We start from the raw sequence: 16,781 nt of genomic DNA on the forward strand, positions 1-16,781 counted from the left end.
CCGCAGTTGCGCATTTCACCGGTAAGCGGCCCGGTGTCTGTTGATGGCGGGTAGCATAAAGAAACTTGAGGGTTAAAATATGAAGAATCTGGTTTGGATCGTTGTTGCTGCCATCGTGGCCGGCGTCGGCTATATGTTGTTTTCGGGTAAAACGCCGGCAGAGATGGTCAGTGAAGCCTCTGATGCGGTGAATGCACCGGCAGCGCTGGAAGCGGCATCAGAAGCCGCTGGTGATGTGGCTGAAGCCGCTAAGGAAACCGTTGCTGATGCAGTTGAAGCGACAAGCGAAGCTGCCAGCGATGCGGTTGCTGCCACAACCGAAGCTGCCAGCGATGCGGCCAATGCTGTCGCAGAGGCAACAGAAGAAGCGGTTGATGGTGTGGCTGACGCGGCAAATGCGACAGGCGAAGCGGCAAGCAATGCAGCTGACACAGCGACAGAGACCGCAGCCGAAGCGGTAGATGCGGTGACAGAAACTGCAACGGATGCGGCAAATGCGACAGCCGAAGTGGCAGGCAATGCAGCTGACGCAGCGACAGAGACCGCAGCCGAAGCGGTAGATGCGGTGACAGAAACTGCAACGGATGCGGCAAATGCGACAGCCGAAGCGGCAGGCAATGCAGCTGACGCAGCGACAGAGACCGCAGCCGAAGCGGTAGATGCAGCGACTGAAACTGCAACGGATGCGGCAAATGCGACAGCCGAAGCGGCAGGCAATGCAGCTGACGCAGCGACAGAGACCGCAGCCGAAGCGGTAGATGCGGCGACTGAGACTGCAACGGATGCGGCAAATGCGACAGCTGAAGCGGCAAGCAATGCAGCTGACGCAGCGACAGAGACCGCAACGGAAGCGGTAGATGCGGCGACGGAAACTGCAACTGAAGCGACGGAAGCGGCGACTGAGACAGCTACTGAAGCGGCAGATGCAACAGCTGACACAGCAACCGAAGCTGCCACCGACGCGCAGACCGCAACGGCGGCGGAGCTTGAAGAAGCTGCAAATGCAGTGGCCGAAGGCACCGAAACAGCGGCAGAGGCCTCTATGGTTGAGCAGTTGTTGAGTGTTGACGGGTTCGACCTGGATAAGGTGACCGAGATGGTCGAAGGGTCCGAACTTGGCGCGGTGCAGAAAACTCTGCTGACCAAAGGTCTGAAATCAGCGCAGGACAATCCCGAACTGCTTAAGGCGGCATTGGATAAGATTCGCGAAGCCCTGAACATGTAAGTTCTAAGGCCAAGGCAAAATAAAACCCGCGTCCGGTTAACAGGCGCGGGTTTTTTCGTTTCTGTAGGTTGGCTTACCCGACAAACGCTTTTTCGATCACGAAATGCTTGGGGTCAGAGTTTGCCCCTTCTTCAAGACCGAACCCTTCAAGGATGGCCAGAATATCCTTGTTGAACGCAAGACTACCACAGACCATCGCGCGGTCTGTTTCAACGGAAATGCCATCGATCCCCAGATCGCGAAACACTGTGCCGTCTTGCAACAGGGTTGTGATCCGGCCCATCTTAGGGCTCTCTTCGCGGGTAGTGGTCGGGTAATAGCGGATCTTGGCAAGGTTCTCTTTGCCGATCAATTCATGCATCATCTCGTCGGCTTGAAGATCTTCGATCAATTTGCGCCCGTATTCCAGTTCATTCACATCCCGGCAGGTGTGAGTGACGATCACTTCGTCATAGTTTTCATAGGTTTCCGGTTCGCGCAGCAGCGAAGCAAAAGGTGCAAAACCGGTGCCGGTTGCAAAGAACCAGATGCGTTTACCAGGCAGCAGGGCATCATGCACCAGCGTGCCCACAGGTTTGGGCCGCAGGATAATCTGATCGCCGACCTGAATATGTTGAAGCTTTGACGTCAAAGGACCGTCTTGCACCTTGATGGAGTAGAACTCCAGTTCATCATCCCACGCCGGCGAGGCGATAGAATAGGCCCGCAGCAGAGGCTTTTGCTTGCCGGTTTCGGGGTGCGGATCGCCCATCAGGCCGATCATCACAAATTCACCGGACCGGAAGCGCATCGTCGCCGGTCGTGTGACGCGGAAAGAAAAAAGCCTGTCGGTCCAATGTTTTACCGCGGTAACGGTCTGGGCATCGGGCAGGGTGGGAACGGATTTTGCGGTTTGGGTATTCACTGGGGACTGCTCGGTCATGTTCATTAGTACACATATGAAATGTGTACTCCTCTTTTAGATCAGAAATGCGGTGGAGGCAACGTTTACAAGTGCGACATGTCAGCCGCGCAGGCGCGACTGGTAGTTGTGTTCCTGCCAATTTGCGCGAAACTGCCATTGATCAGCGGGTTGACGGGCGGCGATTTCATCGTTGACTTCGACCTCGTCAAACCCGGACCGCCGCGCCATGGCGTATTGATCGGCGATGACGTGACCTTTCGCACGCAACCGTCCGGTATATCCGCGCAGACGCAGGGCGCGTGCAATGGTGAAACCGCGCCCGTCCGCTGAGGACGGAAAATCAATGCGGATCATTTCGATGCTGGGTTGCAGGTCCACCTCTTCGGGCTGGGTGTCCGATGGCAGATCAAGGGCACGGCAGTCGTTTGCCGCCCCTGCGGCGCAGAAACCGTGGGGCCAGTCGTCGGGGATGAAACCGGTGTCGTTGATCAGTTGTGTCATGTTGATGCTCCTGTGCGGACGGCTTTGCCATCCACGAAATGAATGCCGCATTCTTCTTTGGATTGGTTACGCCAGCGGCCTGCGCGCGGGTCTTCTCCCGGGGCAACAGGCGAGGTGCAGGGGGCACAGCCGATAGATGGATACCCCTGCGCGACCAATGGATGACGCGGCAGGTTGTTTTCTTCGATATAGTGTTGGACGTCCTCAGCGGCCCAGAATGCCAGCGGGTTCACCTTGATCCGTGTCCCGGAACCGTCTTTTGTTGCCTCGGTTTCAAAGTGCGGCAACTGCGCACGGGTGCCGGACTGAAAGCGTTTACGCCCGGTGATCCAGCCGTCAAATCCGTTCAGCGCGGCCTGCAACGGGCCGGTCTTGCGCAGGGCGCAGCAGGCATCTGTATCGGTTTTGTGCAACATCCCGTCAGGGTCATGGGTCGCGATATCGGCGGATTTGATCACTTTGATCCGCGTCAGGCCCAGTTTAACCGCCACGTCGCGCTGATAGGCCAGCGTTTCGGGAAACAGCATTTCGGTGTCGATGAACAGGACTGGCAGGTCCTTTTTCACCCGAGAGGCCAAATGCAACAGCGCCACAGACTCTGCGCCAAAGCTGGAGACCAGCGCAAGATTGGGCACAGAGCCGACCGCCGTGCGCATCACGTCATGCGCCGCGTGGTGGCGCATCTGGACGTTCAGCCGGGCCACCTGCGCTTTGGGCGCAGGGGGGAGGTTTGGATCATCAAGCGGCATTTTCACGCACTTTCTGTGCTGCTTCGGGATAGAGCGCGGCCTTGAAGGGGGCGAGGCCAAGCCGGCGGTAGGTTTGCAGGAACTCTTCCGCGGGATCGTTACGCAGATCGAGATAGGCCAGAACGATACGTTCCACCGCTGGAATGATTTCCTCGGCAGAGAACCCTGGGCCAGCGCGCTCGCCAATGGTGGCATCTTCGGTGCCGTCCCCGCCCAGCGTGATCTGGTAATTTTCCACCCCGGCGCGGTCCAGTCCAAGGATACCGATATGCCCGACATGGTGGTGACCACAGGCGTTGATGCAGCCGGAGATTTTGATCTTCAGCGGCCCAACTTCATGCTCCAGCTTCAACGCATCAAAGCGGGTGGCAATTTCCTGTGCGATCGGGATCGACCGGGCCGTTGCAAGGGCGCAATAGTCCATGCCGGGGCAGGCGATGATGTCGGAAATCAATCCGATGTTGGCAGTGCCCAGCCCTTCGGCCTTGAGCGCATAATAGACGCTGGGCAAGTCCCCTTTGTGAACATGCGGCAGGATCACATTTTGCTCGTGGCTGATGCGCAATTCGTCATGGCCATAGCGTTTGGCAATCTGTGCCATCAGACGCATCTGGCGCGATGTTGCATCCCCCGGCGTTTTGCCGTGCGCCTTGAGCGAGATCGAAACGATGGCATAATCGGGGTTCCGGTGGTCGGCCAGATTGGTATCGGCCCAGCTGCGAAACAGCGGGTCGTGCTGATATGTGTTGTGATATGGGGTGACGTCAGCCTTGCGAAAGCTGGGCTGCGCGAAATCCGATTCAATGCGGGCCAGCATCTGCTGGTCAATGCCGGTGAACTGGTCACGGATCAGCGCATACCGTGCGTCAACACGGGCGCGGATGTCTTCAATGCCGTTTTCATGCACGGTGATCTTGATCCGCGCTTTGTACTTATTATCGCGCCGTCCCAACAGGTTATAAACCGAAACAATTGCTTCAAGGGTGGGCAGCAGGTCTTCGGCCGATACAAAATCATAAAGCACTTTGCCGATCATCGGGGTGCGGCCAAGCCCGCCACCAATGACAACTTCGTAGCCGATTTCGTCATCCCGTTTGACGATACGCAACCCGATGTCATGGGCCTTGATCACGGCGCGATCAGCCTCCGCTCCGGTGACGGCAACCTTGAACTTGCGCGGCAGGAACTGAAATTCCGGGTGATCGGTGGACCATTGGCGGATCAATTCGGCCACGGGGCGCGGATCAGCCACTTCATCCGCGGCGGCACCGGCGAAATGGTCTGCCGTCACGTTGCGGATCGTGTTGCCCGAAGTCTGGATGGCGTGCATGTCTACAGCGGCCAATGCGTCCAGCATATCCGGCACATCGCGCAGTTCAGGCCAGTTGTACTGGATGTTCTGGCGCGTGGTGAAATGGCCATAACCCTTGTCCCACTTATCCGCAATCATCGCCAAAGTGTCCATCTGACGGCTGTTCAGCGTGCCATAAGGAATGGCCACCCGTAACATATAGGCATGCAGTTGCAGGTAGAGGCCGTTCATCAGCCGCAGCGGTTTGAATTCGTCTTCTGTCAGGGACCCGTCAATGCGGCGCTCGACCTGTGCGCGGAACTGGGCGTTGCGTTCCTTGAGGAATGCATCGTCGAAATCGGTGTAGTGGTACATCAGAATTGCTCCTGTTTGCCGTGGGCATAGTTGGAGGGGCCACGGGCGCGGAAATCTTCACGAAAATGGGTTGGCACCGGCGTGTCACCCTCAAGGGCAACATCGGCAAGATAGACACCGACAACGGCATCGGTCTGGGCCGCGGCTTCGATCATGCGCAGATCGGCGTGGGCCTCATCGGTCAGAACTTCGGCCTGCGCCAACTGGCGGGTCCAGCCATTGTCGGCCAGATAGATTACATCGCCTTCCAACAGGGCATTGGCGGTGATGACTTTGGGGGTGAAGGGTTTTGGCATTATGCCATCTCCTCAAGTTTGATGTCTGTTGCGGCAACGGCTGCGGCGCGGGGCGCAAGGCCGTAGAAGGTCAGGGCGGGGCCGGTCATGGCGGCATCGGTGATGTCGTCGGCCATGCGTGCAAGGGTGGTTTCGAGAATCCGCTGCTCGGGGCGGGACGCGTTTTCAATCACAGTGACCGGCGTGGCACGGTCGGCCCCGTGCATCATCAGGCGGCCCTGCACAAAACGTGCAGATTTTTTGCCCATATAGATTGCGGCGACTTCGTCCTTGCGGGCCAGCTGGGCCCAGTCGTGATCGGCAAAACCTTTCATGTCATGGCCGGTCAGGAAGCGGACCGAGGCATTGCGCCCCCGTCGCGTCAGGCTTTGCCCGATGGAGGCCACCGCCGCAGAGGCTGAGGTGATACCCGGAACGATGTGCCAGCTGATTTGGTGTGCATCGACGGCGTCGATTTCTTCGTCTAAACGGCCAAAGACAGTGGCGTCGCCGGATTTCAAGCGCACAACCTGCGCGCCGCTTAACGCGTGTTCCACCAACAGGTCGTTGATGGTGTCCTGAGAGGTCGAGGGGCCAAACCCTTCTTTGCCGACATCAATCATCAGCGCCTCGCGCCGTGCCAGTTCAAGGATCTCAGGCGAGATCAACCGGTCATAGATCACCACATCGGCCTCATCCAAGGCGCGCCGCGCCTTAAGCGTCAGCAACTCGGGATCGCCCGGTCCACCGCCGACAAAGGCCACATGACCGGCGCGGGCGGTTTTGCTCAGATGGGTGTTCAGCAGCGCGTCAAGCGCGGGTTGCACCCGATCTTCGCCTTCACTAATCGCCTTGGGGCCGGCGTTGAAATAATAATCCCGCCAGAAGTCGCGTCGCGCACGGCCAAAGGGCAGCGCATAAGAGGCCGCCCGAAACGCCTTGCCGATACGGGCAAGGGTGCCAAGGCTGGCGGGCAGGCGTTCCTCCAGATCGGCCTTGATTGCGCGGGCCAACACGGGTGCCGCCCCTTCGGTGCCAATGGCGATGGTCACCGGATCGCGGTCCACAATGGCGGGGGTGATAAACTGGCTGTCGGCCAGATTATCGACGATATTCACCAGTGCGCCTTCGGCCTGGGCGATGGCAGCGGTGCGTTTGTCTTCGGCGGCATCTTCATTGGCCGCGTAAAACAGCGCAGCGCAGATCGTGTCGCCGTGATCAAAGGCGCGGCGCACCAATGTCAGCTTGCCGCTGGCGGCCCAACTGGTGATTTCCGGTGCCGGCGTGGCGGCAAAAACCGTCAGGCGGGCTGTGGTCTTCATCAGCAGGCGCAGTTTGGCCAATGCCGCGTCGCCACCGCCCGACAGGACAATGCGACGGCCTGTGGTTGCGAGGAAGATTGGGAAGTGATCCATGTGGGCCTGCCATTCGTTGATTTCTGAGTTGCAATATAGGAAATATTCCCGATATTGCGCCAGATGCCTGTGTTGATAAGGACGTTCGTTCTGGATGGCCCGCGCAGAAGAACATTTGACCCTGTACCGGAAGGAAATTGGAATGAGCGTCCGAATAGACGAGACGGATCGGAAGATTTTGGCGGAGCTGCAACGGGATGCCAGCCAGTCCCTGGATGAAATCGCCAAGAATGTCGGGTCTTCCAAGACGCCGGTCTGGAACCGGATTCGCAAATTGAAAGAGGCTGGTGTGATCGGCCAGCAGACCGTGATGCTGGACGCCGAGGCCTTGGGTTTTGAGGCTTGTTTCTTTGTCTTGATCCGGACATCGGAACATGATGCCGGCTGGCAGGCGCGGTTTTTGCAGGCGCTCAAAGACCGGCCAGAAGTGCAGGAAGCGCATCGTCTGGCGGGGGATATTGATTACATACTAAAGGTGCGGGTCAAGAACGCGCGGGCCTATGATGTGTTCTATCAGGCGCTGATATCAGAGGTGCGGGTGCATAATGTGACGGCGCTTTTGTCGATGGAGGAAATCAAGTCGACGGTGGTTCTACCTTTGTGATCCAAAGGACGCGCCGACGCGCGACTGCATTCTTGGTGGGTGGAGCGGACCTGAGCCCACCGGTGCGGGGTTGTATCTTGTGGAAATGGTTGGGAAGTTGCTGAGAAGGTGTTTAGGGCACTTTGTGTCCTAAACGACCTGTTGCAAGGCTGGCTACGATTCCGACCGGCCTCAAGGACAAGCCGCGCAGGCGCGGTCGCTCGCGCGATCCTTGACCCCGATCAGAATCGCGGGTTGATAATCAGCTGGTCCAGTTTGTGGAAATGATAGGACATTGCGTAGCACGGGGTTTCCGCCATCTGCATATGCGGCATATGCGCAAAGAGGGCGGGCAGGGCGATTTGCAATTCCAACCTTGCCAGCGGGGCACCGACGCAAAAATGCAGCCCGCCGCCAAAGGCCGCGTGTGGCTTGGCTGGGCGTGTGGGGTCGAACCGGTGCGGCGCGTCATAGAGGGCGGGGTCGCGCCCTGCGGCCCCAAGGACTAGCGCGATTTCGGCGTCCTTGGGCAGGGTGATGTCACCCAGCTGGATGTCTTCGTAGGCAAAGCGGGTGAACAGATGCAGCGGCGGATCAAAGCGCAGCAATTCTTCAACTGTGGCAGCGATGTGATCAGGGGCAAGGGACGTGAGCGGAGTGTCATTTTCCAGCAGGCATTTCACGGCATTGCCAAGACTATGGACCGTGGCCTCATGGCCGGCGTTCAACAACAGGATACAGGTGCCGATCAATTCATCCGTGGAGAGCTTTTCACCGTCTTCTTCGGCGGCGATCAATTGGGTAATTAAATCGTCCCGCGGATCGGAACGACGCTTGTCGATGTAGCATGTCAGAAAGTTGGTGAAATCAGCACTGGCCTGATTGGCGGCGACTTCGATGTCGCGGGTGCGACCTGTTTGATACATCGCCACCATCGCATTTGACCAGCGCAGCAGATCGTCAGATATTTCTTCTGGCACCCCCAATAGCCGCGCAATGATGCGCACGGGCAATTGCGTGCAAAAGGCGGGAATTAGATCAAAAGGTTGTTTCGGAAGATTGCTCAGCAGTTCTTGGGTGACTGCCGCAATATCCGGGCCAAGGCAGGCGATGCGGCGCGAGGTGAAGGCCCGCAGAACAAGCCCGCGCAGACGCGTATGGCCTGGCGGTTCCATATCGAGCAAGGAGTGCGCTTCGACCTTTGCCCAATCGCGCAGGTGATCCGGTACGGGTTGGCGCAGATGGGCGGGTTTTTCGCGGCCCAACCGGCGGTCGCGCAGCAGCGCTTGCACGGTCTGCGCATTAAAGGCCGCATACATCGCGTAGTCCTGCCAATACACCACAGGTCCAGCCGCGCGGGCGCGATCGTAGGCGGCATAGGGGTTTTGTACAAAGTCGGGATCGAGCGGGGAAAGCGAAAGATGGTGCATGGTTTACCCAAACCGCAGGGGACTGGCCTTTGCAAGGGAGCATGTGCAAACTGGCGCGATGAGATACGGGATCAAACAACGTGCGCTTTTGGTGCTGGCATTTTTGGCCATTGTGCTGGTGCTTGCGGCTGGCGTTTGGCGTTATGCCTATGATCAGGGGCTGGACCAGCTTGCCGCACGCGGGCAGGCGGATCTGGCGCTTGCGGGGGATCGGCTGGTAGGGCAGTTGCAGCGGTACCGCGATTTGGCGGTGCTTATGGCGGATCACCCGGTGATCGGCACCGCTGCGCGGTTTGGGGGCACGGATGGGACCCGCGATGTGCTGGTCGAGGTTGCAGATCAATCAGCTGCACTTGATGTGTTGGTCCTCTCTGCCCAAGGGCGCGTTGTGGCCTCGGCCTCAGGCAAAAGCCCGGCTGACCCGGGGCAGTACCGGTTTGTCAAACGGGCGCTGCGCGGGGCATTGGGCTGGGGCCATGGGCCAGCAGACCCTTTGACACAGCGGGCATTTTTCCACGCCGCGCCGATTTTCGATCCGGCTGGCAAGGTGCAGGGTGCTGTGGTGGTGGTCACTGATTTGAACGGCATCGACTATAATTGGCGTGGCACCAATCCGGCGGCGTTTTTTACCGATACCGCGGGAGAGGTCTATATTGCGAACCGTACCGAGCTATTGTTCTGGAAACGACCGGCTGGGGCCGCTGGGTTGATCCCGCCAACGGGAAGCGCACCGGCGTTTAGTGCCCGGATGGTGGGACCACACGAGGTTTGGCAATTGGGCTGGGGGCCCTATTTGCCGGGCGAAGCCTTGCATCTGACCCAAGAGCTGCCGGTGATCGGGATGACAGGCGAGGTTTTGCTGGATGTCTCACAAACCCGCGCGCTGGCGTTCTCTCAGGCGGCGGCGGTGGCCGCCCTGTGTCTGGCCTTTGGATCCTTGTTGTTTCTTGCCTCTGAACGGCGGCGCACGCTGGCAGCGGCAAATCAGGAACTGGAGGCGCGGGTGGCCAAACGCACCGAAGCCCTGCGCGAGACCAACGACAAGCTGGTCGCGGAGGCCGCCGTGCGTGAGGCGGCGCAGGTGGCATTGCGGCAAGCGCAGGACGATCTGGTGCAGGCGGGCAAGTTAAGCGCCCTTGGCCAGATGTCGGCGGGCATCAGTCACGAGTTGAACCAGCCCTTGATGGCGATCCGGTCATTTGCTGAAAACGCTGTTCAGTTTATGGAGCGGGGCAAGCCGGAACGGGCGGGAGAAAACCTGACGCGGATTTCAGAAATGAGCCAACGGATGGCGCGGATCATCCAGAACCTGCGGGCCTTTGCGCGGCAGGAGGACATCGCGCAGGACCGCGTCGATCTGCACAAAGTGTTGCAATCGGCGCTGGACCTGACACAAAGCCACCGCGAAGCGGCGGGGGTCACGCTGGAGTGGGACGCCACGGGGCGCGACATTTGGGTGCGCGGCGGCGAGGTGCGGCTGGGGCAGGTCTTTGTGAACCTGATTACCAATGCGGTGGACGCGATGGCCGGCAGCGCCACGCGGGCGCTACAGGTCGAGGCGCGGCGTCAGGGCGATGTGGTCAGCGTGGCGTTTCGGGATACAGGACCGGGGATTGAAATGCCCGACAAAGTGTTCGATCCCTTCTACAGCACCAAAACAGTAGATGAAAAAAGCGGCATGGGGTTGGGCCTGTCGATCAGCTATGGCATCGTTCAAAGCTTTGGCGGCCAGATCCGCGGGGCCAATCAGGAGGGGAGCGGGGCAGTGTTTACAGTGACACTTGAAGCGGCAACAGCCAAGGCGCAGGCGGCATGACGCGGACCGTTCTGTTGGTGGATGACGACGCGGCAGTACGCGAAGCCTTGGCCCAGACGCTTGAGTTGGCGGATATCCCGACCATTGCGGCGGGGTCCTTTGTTGCGGCCAAGGACCGGATCACAGCGGATTTTGATGGGGTGATCCTGTCAGACATGCGGATGCCGGGGCGGGATGGGTTTCATCTGTTAGAATACGCCCATGCGCAGGACCGCGATTTGCCGGTGATCTTGCTGACTGGTGAAGGCGATATACCGATGGCCGTGGCCGCCATGGCAAAGGGGGCCTTTGGGTTTCTTGAAAAACCCTGTGCGCCAGCGGAATTGATTGCGGTGCTGGAACATGCGCTGCATACACGTGCGCTGGCGTTAGATAACCGCCGATTGCGCCAGCTGGTCGAAACCGGTGATCCAGCGGCGCGGATGGTTTTTGGCACCTCAGAGCTGGCAGAAACGCTGCGCCGTCAGGTGCGGCTGGTTGCACAGGCCGAGGGGGACGCGCTGGTCACCGGGGCACCCGGGTCGGGTATTTCCAAAGTGGCCGAGGTCATTCACCTGAGTTCACCGCGTTCCAAGGCGGCCTTTGTGAAACACGCAGCCGCCGGGATGACGCCGGAAATATTGCGTCTGGCCTTACAAGAGGCCGAGGGCGGTAGCCTGTTCATTGATGAGATTTCGCATCTGCCCGCGCAGGTGCAGCTTGTGCTGAGCGAAGGGCATGAGGGGCCGAAGGGGGTTTGTCTGGTGGCGGGCAACACCCGTGACCTGAAGGCCGAAATGCAGGCTGGCCGTTTTAATGCCGATCTTTACTACCGGCTTGAGGCGCTGAGCGTGCGCATTCCGTCCTTGGCCGAGCGCCCCGAAGACATTGCCGAGATGTTCCGCCGTTATGTGGCGCAGGCATCCGAGCAGGCGGGGCTGCGCGCTCCCGAAATTACGCCTGAGGTCATTGCCAGTCTCACGGCAAAAGAATGGCCGGGCAATGCGCGTTCGCTTATGTCTGTAGCCATGCGGTTCGTGATGGGTGTCCCTCAGGAGGTGGTGCCAGACACGACGCTTGGACTGGTTGAACAGATGTCTATGATCGAGCGCTCTTTACTGGAAACCGCGTTGCGGCGGTCCGCTGGGCAAGCATCAGCAGCGGCCAAAGCGCTGAAGTTACCGCGCAAGACCTTTTATGACAAACTGGCCCGTTACAGCCTGCGCGCCGAGGATTTTCGCGCCTGATCCCGCCTGAGTCCGGATGATCTAATTTGTGCGGATTTCCGCACAAGTGCGCCGCGCCCTGTGCGGATTATCGCACAACCCGTTTATGCGCATTCAACAGAATTCGGAGTTTCCGCCGGCAAGGTGCTGAAAAGTTTTCACAAAACTGTTTCGTTTCCCGAAGGTCAACACATCCTTGTGAGCCAGCCTTTGGCCAAGTCTTATAGATGCAGCGCAGGCAAAGGCCTGTGAAATAGTGATTCTGCACTCTGGGAGGAGACCACCATGAAATTCCTGACAATGGCCGCTTTGGCTATGACCGTATCCGCTGGCGCAGTTGCTGCTGCTTGTGACGATGGCGAGATCGTTATCAAGTTCAGCCATGTGACCAACACAGACAAACACCCCAAAGGCATCGCCGCATCGTTGCTGGAACAGCGCGTCAACGACGAGATGAATGGCAAAGCCTGCATGGAAGTTTTCCCGAACTCCACGCTGTATAATGATGATCAGGTGTTGGAAGCGTTGCTGCAAGGCGATGTTCAGCTGGCGGCACCATCTCTGTCCAAATTCGAACAGTTCACCAAGAAGTTCCGTATCTTTGACCTGCCGTTCATGTTCAAGAACATCGACGCGGTGGATGAATTCCAAAACTCGGACACCGGTCAGGCGATGAAAGAGGCGATGACCCGTCGCGGCCTGCTGGGGCTGGCGTTCTGGCACAATGGCATGAAACAGATGTCCGCCAACAAACCGCTGAACCTGCCCACCGATGCGGCCGGCCTTAAGTTCCGGGTGCAGAACTCCGACGTGCTGAAAGCACAGATGGCGGCGATGGGTGGCTCACCCCAGCCGATGGCGTTTTCCGAAGTATATGGCGCGTTGCAAACCGGCGTTGTGGATGGGCAGGAAAACACCTGGTCTAACATCTATGGCAAAAAGTTCTTTGAAGTTCAGGATGGTGTGACAGAAACCAACCACGGCATCATCGACTATCTGCTGGTCACCTCAACCGATTGGCTTGATTCACTGGACGCAGATGTGCGCGACCAGTTCATGACCATTGTTGCCGAAGTCACCGGGGCGCGCAATTCCGAGTCGACCTCAGTGAACGCCAAAGCCAAGCAAGCCATTCTGGATGCCGGCGGTATTGTGCGTGAATTGGATGCGGCACAGCGTGATGCCTGGGTGGCTACGATGAAGCCGGTCTGGGAAGAGTTCAAAGGCGATGTCGGTCAGGAAAACATCGACGCGGCACAGGCGATCAACGCCAAGCACTAAGTGCTTGACGCAGCCGCCCCCGACCTGAGGGGCGGCTGTAACTCAATTTATTCACACGTTTATTCTGGACAGGGGGTGCCGCATGTCTGGCCATTCATCGACGCAAACCGGGCTTGCGCGTATCGTAAGCGAGATTGAGGAGACTGCGATTGCGCTGATCCTCGGCTTGATGACCCTCATTACATTTATAAACGTGGTTCTGCGTTACGGGTTCAATACCGGCATTATCTGGGGCCTTGAGGTGGTGACGTTCCTGTTCGCATGGCTGGTGCTGTTTGGCATGTCCTATGCGGTCAAGGTGACGGCACATCTGGGCGTGGATGCGGTGATCAACCTGTTTGAAGAAGGGCCACGCAAGATGCTCGCCATTCTCGCGGGGCTGATCTGTGTGCTTTACGCGGGCTTGTTGATGAAAGGGGCTTGGGACTATTGGGCACCGTTTGCGGGGTTGGATGCCACCACGGGGCGCTGGTTCCCGACGGGGTTTGAAAACAGCCGGGATCAGGCCTGGTACGAGGTGATCGACACGCCGATCCCCGACTGGCTGCGCTTTATCGAGCCGATCATGAACGAGGGGGAAGCCTATGAGAAAATCCCGCGTTTCATCCCCTACGCCATGCTGCCCTTTGGTGCCGCGCTGTTGTTGCTGCGCTTTGTTCAGGCCACCGTAAAAGTGATCACTGGCCGGCAGAAATCCCTGATCGTCAGTCACGAGGCCGAAGACGCGGTCGAAGACGTCAAACATATGAACGCGGAGGGCTAAGCACATGGAAGTCATCATTCTTTTCACCATGGTTGTAGGCCTGATGTTGGTCGGCGTGCCGATTGCGGTATCGTTGGGCCTGTCCTCTATCATCTTTTTGCTGGCGCTGTCCGACACCTCTATGGCGTCGATTGCCCAGACATTTTTTCAAGCCATGGCAGGGCATTATACGCTGCTGGCGATCCCGTTCTTTATTCTGGCCTCGTCCTTTATGTCGACGGGCGGCGTGGCACGGCGGATCATCCGGTTTTCCATCGCGCTGGTTGGGCATCTGCCCGGCGGGCTGGCGATTGCGGGGGTTTTTGCCTGTATGCTGTTTGCCGCACTCAGCGGTTCATCGCCGGCAACGGTGGTTGCGATCGGATCGATCGTCATCGTGGGTATGCGCGAGGTCGGCTATACCAAGGATTTTGCCGCTGGCGTCATTGCGGTTGCGGGCACGTTGGGCATCCTGATCCCGCCGTCGATTGTGATGGTTGTTTATGCCTCGGCCACAGATGTCTCCGTGGGGCGGATGTTCCTGGCCGGTGTCGTTCCGGGACTTCTGGCCGGGCTGATGCTGATGACGACAATCTACATCATGGCGCGGGTGAGAAACTTGCCAAAAGGCGAATGGAAAGGCTGGGGCGAAGTGCGTCGCTCGGGCATTGAAGCGGGCTGGGGCCTGTTTCTGATCGTGATCATTCTGGGCGGCATCTATGGCGGTATCTTTACCCCGACCGAAGCCGCTGCAGTGGCAGCAGTCTATGCGTTCTTCATCGCCTCCTTTGTCTATCGCGATATGGGGCCGTTACATGTGGAAGGCGGCGGGGCGAATATCTCATTCTTCAGCAAGCCATGGTCGGCGCTCACGGTGTTTTTCCACCGCGACACCCGTGATACGCTGTTTGAAGCGGGCAAGCTGACGGTGACCTTGATGTTCATCATTGCCAATGCGCTGATCCTGAAACATGTGTTGACCGACGAGCAGATGCCGCAGCAAATCTCGGCAGCGATGCTGAGTGCCGGGTTCGGACCGATTGTGTTTTTGATTATCGTCAATGTGATCTTGCTGATTGGTGGACAGTTTATGGAGCCTTCCGGGCTGTTGGTGATTGTGGCACCTTTGGTGTTCCCGATTGCAATCGAACTGGGCATTGATCCGATTCACTTGGGCATCATCATGGTAGTGAACATGGAAATCGGGATGATCACGCCGCCAGTTGGGTTGAACCTGTTTGTCACCTCGGGTGTGGCCAATATGCCGATGATGAATGTGGTACGGGCGGCCCTGCCGTTCTTGGCGGTGCTGTTCGTCTTCCTGATTATGGTGACCTATGTTCCTGCACTCAGCACCTGGTTGCCGGAATTGATGATGGGTCCGGAGATCATCACCAAGTGACGGCACTTGGTGAGACCTGCGGCATTGAGTTTAAGGGCAAGATGAAGATCAGGAGGCGGCGAGGGCAGCGATAATCGGGGTGAAATCGCGGGCCTTGAGCGAGGCCCCCCCGACAAGGGCACCGTCGACGTTTTCGGCCTGAAAAATCGTGGCCGCATTGTCAGGTTTCACCGAGCCGCCATAAAGCAGCGGGATGGCCATGCCGATGTCAGCACCGAAGCGGGCGATCAGGCGGTCACGGATGAAATCGTGGACTTCGATGATCTGTTCAAGGGTTGGCACCTTGCCAGTGCCGATGGCCCAGATCGGTTCATAGGCGATGACGGTATTGTCGGCTGTGACGGCACCGGGCAGGGAACCGGCCAGCTGCCCCCCAATGATGTTGAGCGTGTTGTCAGCCTCGCGATCTTCCAGCGCTTCGCCGATGCACAGGATCGGGGTCAGGCCGGCGGACCATGCGGCCTCGGCCTTGTCGCGTACCATGGCATTGGTTTCGCTATGGGCGTCGCGGCGTTCGGAGTGGCCGATGATCACATAGGTGGCACCGGTGTCAGCAATCATTTGCGCAGCGATATCACCGGTGAACGCGCCGGAGGCCTGCATATGGCAATCCTGCGCCCCGATGGCGACGCCTTGTGCGGTTTCGCTGGCGCGAAACAACAAGGGTGCGGGGGGGCAGATCACCACGGTCGGGGCATTCTCTGGCAGGGATTTGCCCAGTAAATCAAGCTCGCACAAGGCTGCACTTGTGCCGTTCATTTTCCAGTTTCCGGCGGCAATTTTACGGCGCATGTCTGTCCTATGGTGTTGGGAATAATGGCTTTGCCTAACAGCTGGCAGCTTTTAAGGCAATTGTGGCCTGTGGCCTACCGCAAGAGAGCCAGTGCCGCGCGGGCAAGGGTGTTCGCCATGTCGGGATCATCCAGAGCGGCCTCTGGTAAGGTCCAGTAGGGCATTGCGGTCTCAGCGCCATTTTTGCGCGGATAGGTCCATTGCCGGCTGCCCGCCGCGGCCAGAGTTTTGATGAAACCGGCATCCTGCGCTTTGAGCAACAGCTGGCTGTCGGACTGCATCAGGGCAAAGATAACGCCGTTCGAATAGATACCCAGCCCGCCAAACATCTTGCGGGTGTTGAGATCGGGAATTTCGTTGAACAGCTCGGTGGCAAAAGCGATATCGGCGGGGCCGACGCTCATTTCACGCTAAGGGAGTCGTCAAATTTGATCGATTCACCACATCCGCAGGCCTCGGTCACATTCGGATTATTGAACTTGAAGCCGGATTCCAACAAGGTGGTTTCATAGTCGATTTCAGTGCCGAACAGAAACATCTGCGCCATTGGGGCAATCATCACACAGGCCCCGTCTTGGGTGACCACCTCGTCATTCGGGTCGGCGTCGTCGACGTATTCCATGGTATATTCCATGCCTGCGCAGCCCCCTTTTTTTATGCCGATCCGCAGGCCTGCGTGACCGGCGGACGCCATCAACTTGTTGATTTGCGCTGCCGCTTTGGGGGTGATCGTGACGGCTTGTTTGCCGGGAATGCCGAACATGTCTGTCCTCCTGTTGCCCCCAAGATAGGAAA

General features: G+C 58.4%; 17 protein-coding genes. 7 read left to right on the forward strand and 10 right to left on the reverse strand.

Going from position 1 to position 16,781, the window contains the following annotated elements; all coding sequences use genetic code 11:
• Nucleotides 1-79 precede the first annotated feature (79 nt).
• Nucleotides 80-1,225 carry a hypothetical protein gene (locus HKX44_RS03430; RefSeq protein ID WP_276149898.1) on the forward strand — a complete coding sequence of 382 codons (1,146 nt, stop codon included), beginning with the start codon at nt 80-82 and terminating at the stop codon, nt 1,223-1,225.
• 73 nt (nt 1,226-1,298) lie between these two features.
• Here HKX44_RS03430 and HKX44_RS03435 read toward each other — a convergent pair whose 3' ends face one another.
• The 6 genes from HKX44_RS03435 to cysG all read right to left on the reverse strand — a co-directional run bounded on the left by HKX44_RS03435 (nt 1,299) and on the right by cysG (nt 6,735).
• Nucleotides 1,299-2,147, reverse strand: coding sequence for a ferredoxin--NADP reductase (locus tag HKX44_RS03435; RefSeq protein ID WP_276149899.1), 849 nt, complete (start codon nt 2,145-2,147; stop codon nt 1,299-1,301).
• A gap of 81 nt (nt 2,148-2,228) precedes the next feature.
• Nucleotides 2,229-2,630 (reverse strand): DUF934 domain-containing protein, encoded by a 402-nt coding sequence (locus HKX44_RS03440; RefSeq protein WP_276149900.1) that lies wholly within the window; start codon nt 2,628-2,630, stop codon nt 2,229-2,231.
• Complete coding sequence (locus HKX44_RS03445) at nt 2,627-3,379, reverse strand: phosphoadenylyl-sulfate reductase (protein WP_276149901.1); 753 nt, start codon at nt 3,377-3,379, stop codon at nt 2,627-2,629. Before HKX44_RS03445 ends, HKX44_RS03440 begins: the two co-directional genes overlap by 4 nt.
• Complete coding sequence (locus HKX44_RS03450; protein WP_276149902.1) at nt 3,369-5,045, reverse strand: nitrite/sulfite reductase; 1,677 nt, start codon at nt 5,043-5,045, stop codon at nt 3,369-3,371. Before HKX44_RS03450 ends, HKX44_RS03445 begins: the two co-directional genes overlap by 11 nt.
• Entirely contained in the window at nt 5,045-5,341 is a 297-nt protein-coding gene (locus tag HKX44_RS03455) for a DUF2849 domain-containing protein (RefSeq protein ID WP_276149903.1), read from the reverse strand. The genes HKX44_RS03450 and HKX44_RS03455 overlap by 1 nt, the downstream gene beginning before the upstream one ends.
• Nucleotides 5,341-6,735, reverse strand: coding sequence for a siroheme synthase CysG (cysG, locus tag HKX44_RS03460; RefSeq protein ID WP_276149904.1), 1,395 nt, complete (start codon nt 6,733-6,735; stop codon nt 5,341-5,343). Before cysG ends, HKX44_RS03455 begins: the two co-directional genes overlap by 1 nt.
• A gap of 142 nt (nt 6,736-6,877) precedes the next feature.
• Here cysG and HKX44_RS03465 point away from each other — a divergent pair, with 142 nt between their 5' ends.
• Nucleotides 6,878-7,339, forward strand: coding sequence for an Lrp/AsnC family transcriptional regulator (locus HKX44_RS03465; RefSeq protein WP_276149905.1), 462 nt, complete (start codon nt 6,878-6,880; stop codon nt 7,337-7,339).
• Between the two features lie 221 nt (nt 7,340-7,560).
• Here HKX44_RS03465 and HKX44_RS03470 read toward each other — a convergent pair whose 3' ends face one another.
• Nucleotides 7,561-8,748 carry a cytochrome P450 gene (locus tag HKX44_RS03470; protein ID WP_276149906.1) on the reverse strand — a complete coding sequence of 396 codons (1,188 nt, stop codon included), beginning with the start codon at nt 8,746-8,748 and terminating at the stop codon, nt 7,561-7,563.
• On the opposite strand from HKX44_RS03470, the gene HKX44_RS03475 reads away from it, so the two are divergent.
• From HKX44_RS03475 to HKX44_RS03495, 5 genes are all read left to right on the forward strand, one after another.
• Nucleotides 8,747-10,564: an ATP-binding protein gene (locus tag HKX44_RS03475; RefSeq protein ID WP_276153184.1), complete on the forward strand. Its 1,818-nt coding sequence runs from the start codon at nt 8,747-8,749 to the stop codon at nt 10,562-10,564. The two genes, HKX44_RS03470 and HKX44_RS03475, sit on opposite strands and share 2 nt — an antisense overlap.
• Nucleotides 10,561-11,790 (forward strand): sigma-54 dependent transcriptional regulator, encoded by a 1,230-nt coding sequence (locus tag HKX44_RS03480; protein ID WP_276149908.1) that lies wholly within the window; start codon nt 10,561-10,563, stop codon nt 11,788-11,790. Before HKX44_RS03475 ends, HKX44_RS03480 begins: the two co-directional genes overlap by 4 nt.
• Before the next feature lie 264 nt (nt 11,791-12,054).
• On the forward strand, nt 12,055-13,050 hold the full coding sequence (locus HKX44_RS03485; protein ID WP_276149909.1) for a DctP family TRAP transporter solute-binding subunit: 996 nt from the start codon (nt 12,055-12,057) through the stop codon (nt 13,048-13,050).
• An 82-nt stretch (nt 13,051-13,132) separates the two neighbouring features.
• Complete coding sequence (locus tag HKX44_RS03490) at nt 13,133-13,813, forward strand: TRAP transporter small permease (RefSeq protein WP_276149910.1); 681 nt, start codon at nt 13,133-13,135, stop codon at nt 13,811-13,813.
• A 4-nt stretch (nt 13,814-13,817) separates the two neighbouring features.
• Nucleotides 13,818-15,194 carry a TRAP transporter large permease gene (locus HKX44_RS03495; protein ID WP_276149911.1) on the forward strand — a complete coding sequence of 459 codons (1,377 nt, stop codon included), beginning with the start codon at nt 13,818-13,820 and terminating at the stop codon, nt 15,192-15,194.
• A gap of 48 nt (nt 15,195-15,242) precedes the next feature.
• On the opposite strand, the gene tpiA is transcribed toward HKX44_RS03495, so the two are convergent.
• From tpiA to HKX44_RS03510, 3 genes are all read right to left on the reverse strand, one after another.
• Nucleotides 15,243-15,986, reverse strand: a complete 744-nt coding sequence (tpiA, locus tag HKX44_RS03500; RefSeq protein WP_276149912.1) for a triose-phosphate isomerase — start codon at nt 15,984-15,986, stop codon at nt 15,243-15,245.
• A gap of 74 nt (nt 15,987-16,060) precedes the next feature.
• A complete protein-coding gene (locus HKX44_RS03505; protein WP_276149913.1) occupies nt 16,061-16,390 on the reverse strand; it encodes a TfoX/Sxy family protein in 330 nt (109 codons plus the stop codon).
• The gene (locus tag HKX44_RS03510) at nt 16,387-16,749 is read right to left on the reverse strand and encodes an iron-sulfur cluster assembly accessory protein (protein WP_276149914.1); all 363 of its coding nucleotides are present in this window, start codon (nt 16,747-16,749) and stop codon (nt 16,387-16,389) included. Before HKX44_RS03510 ends, HKX44_RS03505 begins: the two co-directional genes overlap by 4 nt.
• Nucleotides 16,750-16,781 lie beyond the last annotated feature (32 nt).

Source organism: Sulfitobacter sp. M05 (genome assembly GCF_029285175.1).
In the GTDB taxonomy this organism is placed as follows: Bacteria; Pseudomonadota; Alphaproteobacteria; order Rhodobacterales; family Rhodobacteraceae; genus Sulfitobacter.

Coding starts and splice junctions, on each gene's coding strand:
- tpiA (WP_276149912.1), bottom strand. CDS start 15,986: ATGCGCCGTAAAATTGCCGCCGGAAACTGGAAAATGAACGGCACAAGT.
- HKX44_RS03510 (WP_276149914.1), bottom strand. CDS start 16,749: ATGTTCGGCATTCCCGGCAAACAAGCCGTCACGATCACCCCCAAAGCG.
- HKX44_RS03480 (WP_276149908.1), top strand. CDS start 10,561: ATGACGCGGACCGTTCTGTTGGTGGATGACGACGCGGCAGTACGCGAA.
- HKX44_RS03465 (WP_276149905.1), top strand. CDS start 6,878: ATGAGCGTCCGAATAGACGAGACGGATCGGAAGATTTTGGCGGAGCTG.
- HKX44_RS03505 (WP_276149913.1), bottom strand. CDS start 16,390: ATGAGCGTCGGCCCCGCCGATATCGCTTTTGCCACCGAGCTGTTCAAC.
- HKX44_RS03430 (WP_276149898.1), top strand. CDS start 80: ATGAAGAATCTGGTTTGGATCGTTGTTGCTGCCATCGTGGCCGGCGTC.
- HKX44_RS03490 (WP_276149910.1), top strand. CDS start 13,133: ATGTCTGGCCATTCATCGACGCAAACCGGGCTTGCGCGTATCGTAAGC.
- HKX44_RS03470 (WP_276149906.1), bottom strand. CDS start 8,748: ATGCACCATCTTTCGCTTTCCCCGCTCGATCCCGACTTTGTACAAAAC.
- HKX44_RS03455 (WP_276149903.1), bottom strand. CDS start 5,341: ATGCCAAAACCCTTCACCCCCAAAGTCATCACCGCCAATGCCCTGTTG.
- HKX44_RS03440 (WP_276149900.1), bottom strand. CDS start 2,630: ATGACACAACTGATCAACGACACCGGTTTCATCCCCGACGACTGGCCC.
- HKX44_RS03475 (WP_276153184.1), top strand. CDS start 8,747: ATGGTTTACCCAAACCGCAGGGGACTGGCCTTTGCAAGGGAGCATGTG.
- HKX44_RS03435 (WP_276149899.1), bottom strand. CDS start 2,147: ATGACCGAGCAGTCCCCAGTGAATACCCAAACCGCAAAATCCGTTCCC.
- HKX44_RS03485 (WP_276149909.1), top strand. CDS start 12,055: ATGAAATTCCTGACAATGGCCGCTTTGGCTATGACCGTATCCGCTGGC.
- HKX44_RS03495 (WP_276149911.1), top strand. CDS start 13,818: ATGGAAGTCATCATTCTTTTCACCATGGTTGTAGGCCTGATGTTGGTC.
- HKX44_RS03450 (WP_276149902.1), bottom strand. CDS start 5,045: ATGTACCACTACACCGATTTCGACGATGCATTCCTCAAGGAACGCAAC.
- cysG (WP_276149904.1), bottom strand. CDS start 6,735: ATGGATCACTTCCCAATCTTCCTCGCAACCACAGGCCGTCGCATTGTC.
- HKX44_RS03445 (WP_276149901.1), bottom strand. CDS start 3,379: ATGCCGCTTGATGATCCAAACCTCCCCCCTGCGCCCAAAGCGCAGGTG.